The following is a 1389-nucleotide window of genomic DNA, read 5'->3' on the forward strand; positions in this document are numbered from 1 at the left end:
AGAATTTTCAAAGATGTTTCTGGTAACAGCCAAACATCTGCTTCTAAATCCAGCACTTTTTTGACAGCAGCGTGAACAATGATTGTATCATTGGTCATGATGATATTTTTTCTGTGAAGAGCTTCTGAGACTGTTTGTATGAGATCTTCAGAGGCTGTTCCTTCTTCATTATTACCAAAAAGAGCAACATAGATGGTTGGGTTTTTGCCTTTACGATAAATAATCGCATCTTTCACTCGACTATCGGCTGTTAAGGCTATAAGCTTGTAATAGGGTTCTGTTCCACTTCCGTTTCCTCCACGGGCATGAAGCTGTATGCGTTCACGATATCTCTCGTCACTTTCCTCTTCCATGCGGGCAATACCATGCCAGTTTCCCAAAGCATCAAGAGATTCACCGATTGCAAAATCAAGAATATTATTGCGTGCTGCCTCATTAATACGCTGTCTTAAAAGCAACTCTCGATAGCTAAAAGCCTCTATGACTTTTACGGCCGGATCACTTTCAAGAATGGTATATTCAGGCAAAAGCTCTTTTAAATGGACAAGAGCAGCAGCGCGTATTTCTTCAAAAGAAAGTTCTGTGATGATGTCTGGTTTTGCAAGCACTCCATTCATTTTATCAGTAATCCTTCCATGGTAATGGGCTTGCCGGATGGCAAATAAATGCCTTCAAAGGACAAAGAAACTTGTCCAGCCTCACTCCATTTAAAATCAATTTTTTTCAATTTAAAACGCGGTTCCCACTTGTCTAAAGCCTCAGCAACAGCAGCATAAAGAGCAACAGCAAAAGCATTATTAACCGGTGCATCAATGAGTTCAGCAACGCGTGAACCATAATCACGCCGCATTACACGCGAACCAATCCGTGTTGACAAAATATCAAGAATTGATTGGCGTAAATGATCAATGCCGGTTAATGGCTTTCCTGTTGTACGGTCCATTCCACTGTTCAATTGGGACCTCCAGTCATCGCGCCACCAGAATAAACACCGCCATGAACATGTGTTGCTCCTACATTGGTGCCGTTATGTCTTAATCCACTTGAGTGAATGGAAACATTATTCCCAGAATGAAGAGAGAGACTATCATTCGAATTCAGTGAAATGCTACTACCTGCCTTCAAAGAGATGTTGCCTTTTGCGTTTAAATTTATATCGCTTTCTGAAACAATCTTTATGCCTTCCGGTGCGGTAAGCTCTAGCTTGCCACCATCACCTTTTAGTGACACACCATCAGCGATTGTCAGAATAAACTTTCCGCCGGATTTGATGTGAATTCCATAAGTGTTTTGTTCATCATCATATTCAAGGCTGGTTCCATCAGGGTATATCGTTCGGTGAATGCTGCCCTTATCGGCTGCTTGATTAGCATCTGTATGAAGTGAACC

2 protein-coding genes and 1 pseudogene are annotated in these 1389 nt (G+C 41.6%); all 3 read right to left on the reverse strand.

What is annotated here, in order from left to right:
* Positions 1–617, reverse strand: a 617-nt coding sequence (locus ACFINI_RS09900; RefSeq protein ID WP_375648035.1) for a baseplate J/gp47 family protein, incomplete at its 3' end; no start/stop codon positions are given.
* Entirely contained in the window at positions 614–955 is a 342-nt protein-coding gene (locus ACFINI_RS09905; protein WP_041581347.1) for a GPW/gp25 family protein, read from the reverse strand. The genes ACFINI_RS09900 and ACFINI_RS09905, both read right to left, overlap by 4 nt.
* Positions 952–1389: pseudogene (locus ACFINI_RS09910) on the reverse strand (phage baseplate assembly protein V); the annotation flags it as partial. The gene ACFINI_RS09905 and the pseudogene ACFINI_RS09910, both read right to left, overlap by 4 nt.

This window comes from Bartonella sp. AA56HLJMS (assembly GCF_042197145.1).
Taxonomy (GTDB): domain Bacteria; phylum Pseudomonadota; class Alphaproteobacteria; order Rhizobiales; family Rhizobiaceae; genus Bartonella.